We start from the raw sequence: 3950 nt of genomic DNA on the forward strand, positions 1-3950 counted from the left end.
TTGGGCGGTTGCGATTCTAAGCATCGCGCCCAATGCACCTCCGAATGATACGTCGCGGACGGAGAATTTGGAACGGCTGCGCGACCACGAGGAGAAAGTCGCCTCACCGTTCGCTGCCTTCGCAACGGCTTGACTTCAAGGCTGATGTTGCCGGCTCTGCAGAGCGGCCGCTTCTGGGATCAGAGTTCGATCTGCGCGATGGCCGCAATGGGGGCGCAAAGCCGCTCGATCGAGCTGCTAATATCGGAAACATCCCCCCAAGAGGCACGGCCCCGCTGGGTGCGGGACCGGACTCGCTCAAATCTCTGTATGCTCCGCTAGCTCCAGCGCATCCTCTATGTCTACGCCGAGGTACCTCACCGTGTTCTCGATCTTCGTATGCCCGAGCAGGATCTGGATCGCACGAAGATTGCCCGTCGCTTTGTAGATCATCGCGGCCTTCGTGCGTCGAAGCGAGTGTGTGCCGTAGTCTTCGCGCCTCAGCCCAATTGCAGTCACCCACTCATCGACTAATCGGGCATACTGTCGAGTGCTGAGATGATCGGCATGATCGACTCGACTAAGAAAGGCGTAGTCGTCAATTGTTCCGCCTCTCCGTTCAAGCCATGCAAGCAGACTTGCCCTGACGTCGCCTGTGATCTCGAATTGTACGGGACGACCGGTCTTTTGCTGGACGACCATGGCACGGGTTCGAATTTCTTGACCTGTGACGAGGGTTCCGATTTTGATCCTAACAAGATCGCAGCCTCGCAGCTTACTGTCGATCGCGAGATCAAACAGCGCGCGATCTCTCATGCGGCCCTCCCTATCGAGGAAGAAGCGGATCGCCCAAATCTGGCGCTGCTTCAGGGGCTTCTTGACGCCGGCTTTTCGGCCGGCGTTCCAGGCCGGTCGGCCCAGTGCGGCAGGATCGTATTGTGCAATACCCATTTGAGTTCTCCTTTCGGCCATCCTTGGCCTTCAGGAAAATGCGCGAGTTCAAGAATTCACGGGGCAGAAAGGGGACTGGCGGCTTGCGGTCAAACTTGTGGGAAAGCGGACGTTGACATGGGAAACTCCGACAGCAGGTTCCGGCTCCGAGGCGCCACCCCGCGTGCAACTTTCAACGGCCGCTTGCCAATGGCGGCGTAAAACCAGGCTGTTTGGTGGTGTAAGCCGACCATTTGTAGCGCACGCATGAGGTCCCGTCGGAGCGGCGTAGCCATGGTACGGATACCATGCTTTGATGGGTGTTTCAGCCTGCCTCTGGGCGCGGATTTGCGCGAGTCGGTATTCTCCGCGCCCGAGAGTGCATATGCGAAAGCTATGCGGCACGGGCCGCAGCTTGCGCTATCAATTCTTCGTCCTTGGTCACGCCCCGTTTGAAAGCGTCTCTGTTTACCAGTTTTCCGACATAGTCGAGAAAACGCCTGGCGCGGCTCCAGCGTCTGGAGACCAAGGCCCCAACCAATATGGGAGCCGACGTAGATATCCACGGCGGTGAACCTGTCTCCCGCAATGAAGGGATGTGCCTGGACCGCGCGCTCCAGTTCATGCAGCGTCCGCTCATAGCTGCCGTAGCCGAAGAAAAACTCCTGCTCCGGCGCCGGCACGAATTTGGCGCGGTGATTGGTCACGGCCTGTTCGATCGGACCGGCGGCGAAGAACATCCAGCGATAATAATCCGCACGCTCTTCCGGAGTAGGTGCAAGGCCGGCTTCCCGAAAGGTTTCCGCGAGGTAGGCGATGATCGCGGCGCTTTCGGTCACGGCGCGGCCGTCGTGCACGATCGCTGGCACCTTGCCCATGGGATTGACCTGCGTGAAGAAGCGGACCCGCTCGTCATTAGGATCGCTTAACACCGGCCGTTCAAGAGCCGCCCCGCCCCACTCGTCAAATGCGCTGGTCTTTTGGTAATCGATGACCACCGTCTCGTAGGGCTGGCCTACCTCCTCCAGCATCCAGCGCACAATGCGCCCGCGCGAGTTCGGATTGGTGTAAAATTTGAGTGTCATGTTCAATCTCCTGATAGATGGCTGTTGTTGTCTGAATCGCCGCCCTGCATGCGATGTTGCAGGGCTGCCGGGTCGGATTTTCACTGCTGCCGGATGCAGGGTTCAACGCCGGCACCCCAGGAGCAGAAAATAAGGACGGAGGACGCGTATGCACTAGCAGACGGCGCCAACAGACTTGCAAAATACGCCAAATACAGTCCCATATACGCCAGACAGTGTAAGCCTGCCCGTCCGTACGCCGAGGGCTAGGCCGAGATATGCATTAAAAGCGTAGTTACCGGTGAGCGGTCTGGGTGGTGGCGCCATGCTCTGCGGGACAAGACGTGCCCGTGGCCATTTCGCCATCTGCGATCTCCAACTGGAGTGAAAGAGATAGTCATGACCAAAGTGCCTTCTGACCGATGCAAATTGCCGAGGCCATTCTGGCAGTCGCTAGAACAACTGGGACTGCGGCCTTCAGCGGTCCTGCGACATGCCAGGCTTCCTGCAACGCTTCATCTCGACAATTCCGCTGTCATCAGCACGACGCAGTTTTTCGCAATCTGGAATGCCATAGAGGCGCTCTCCGAAGACCCCGCCTTCAGCATCAGGATGGTGAGCGAGACCAGCACCGCCAATCATAAGCTTGCATTTCTGGTGGCGTCCTACGCTGCCGACTTTCGGGACGGCATGGCGCGGATCGCCCGCTTCAACCGCCTGTGCAGCCCTGACCGCCTTTGTTTCGAGGAGCGCGACGGCAAAGTGTCGGTGACGATCGAGTGGCCTGCGGGCACCGAACCGGAGCCGCCCCTGTCGGTGGACGCAAGCTTTGCCCTTTTGCTGGAACTCGGCCGACGCGGCACTGGCCGTCACCTGCGGCCAATCTCGCTGGAGCTGCGGCGGCCAAATCCGGGAACGGACAGGCACGCCATCTACTTCGACTGCCCGATTCATTTTGGGGCGAAACGTGATCGCATGGTGCTGAATGCGCCTGATCTCGACCTGCCATTTCCCGGGCACAACCCCGAATTGCTCAAGATGCTGACCCCCGCGCTGGCAAACGCAGTGCGCGAGATGGAGGCGCAGGCCACACTCGGTGAACTGGTAAAAGGCGCATTGAAGCGCGCCATGGCCAGTGGCCGCCCGGATATTGGAGCCGTTGCGCGCGAGCTGGGGCTGAGCGAGCGCACCCTGCAGCGGCGTATCACCGCGCAAGGCGCGACATTCCGTGCTCTTCTGACCGAAGCCAGACAGGAACTCGGTTCACAGCTTCTCTCCGATCCCTCGATTGACACAGAAGAAGTGGCCTTCCTCCTTGGATACCAGGACGCCAACTCGTTCTATCGTGCGTTCCGTGAGTGGGAAAACATGACGCCCGGCCACTGGCGTCGGACCATGTCTCAATCGGCAATGGCTGCTTCGAACGGCAGTTAAACAAAGATCAACGGCCGAGTTGGAGGCGCGTTGCAGACCTAAAGGGGGCCGATGGCCGACCGTCCGCTCCTTGGACACTCAACACGTAAAGCGGACATCAAAGTACTTGCCGCCAAAGTCTGGGATTGACCCGAAGCTGCCGTTTGGATTGCAATACCGGAACGGCACAAGGGAGGTGGCATGAAAGATGCCGCGCCCGTTGAGAGAACGGATCACTAATATGCAGACGCTGATCGAGGGACAGTCACACTTCCAGCCTTTCGGCTTACCTTATTGGGGTTTCGAAGATCTCAACAAGGGAGTTGGAAGTATGACTGCCTCTTATGAATACCATATCGGCGTGGATTACCACAAATCCTACAGCCACCTGGTGGTGCAGGACAGCAGCGGCAAGACGCTCAGATCCGGCCGGGTGAAGAACGACCGCCAGTCGCTTGGCGGGTTTCTCGAACGCTACCGCGAGAACTCGCATGCCGTGGTCGAGGCCACCCGCAACTGGATGGTGATGTATGACTGGCTCGACGACATTTGTGATGATGTCGT

3 protein-coding genes and 1 pseudogene are annotated in these 3950 nt (G+C 58.9%); 2 read left to right on the top strand and 2 right to left on the bottom strand.

The annotated features are described in order from the left end of the window. Positions 1 to 297 precede the first annotated feature (297 nt). Both BSG20_RS34725 and BSG20_RS34730 read right to left on the bottom strand, forming a co-directional pair. Positions 298 to 930, bottom strand: a complete 633-nt coding sequence (locus BSG20_RS34725; protein WP_072382307.1) for a tyrosine-type recombinase/integrase — start codon at positions 928 to 930, stop codon at positions 298 to 300. A 373-nt stretch (positions 931 to 1303) separates the two neighbouring features. After that, positions 1304 to 1994: pseudogene (locus BSG20_RS34730) on the bottom strand (glutathione S-transferase family protein). Positions 1995 to 2372: 378 nt separating this feature from the next. Between BSG20_RS34730 and BSG20_RS34735 the strand changes: the two are divergent. Further along, positions 2373 to 3407: an AraC family transcriptional regulator gene (locus tag BSG20_RS34735; protein ID WP_072382309.1), complete on the top strand. Its 1035-nt coding sequence runs from the start codon at positions 2373 to 2375 to the stop codon at positions 3405 to 3407. Between the two features lie 310 nt (positions 3408 to 3717). Then, on the top strand, positions 3718 to 3950 hold a 233-nt coding region (locus tag BSG20_RS34740), incomplete at its 3' end, for an IS110 family transposase (protein ID WP_143147624.1).

Source organism: Rhizobium tibeticum, from assembly GCF_900110205.1.
Lineage (GTDB): Bacteria > Pseudomonadota > Alphaproteobacteria > Rhizobiales > Rhizobiaceae > Rhizobium > Rhizobium tibeticum.

Bases quoted from the DNA above. Each gene is read 5' to 3' on its own strand.
- BSG20_RS34725 (WP_072382307.1), bottom strand. From the start codon at position 930: ATGGGTATTGCACAATACGATCCTGCCGCACTGGGCCGACCGGCCTGG.
- BSG20_RS34735 (WP_072382309.1), top strand. From the start codon at position 2,373: ATGACCAAAGTGCCTTCTGACCGATGCAAATTGCCGAGGCCATTCTGG.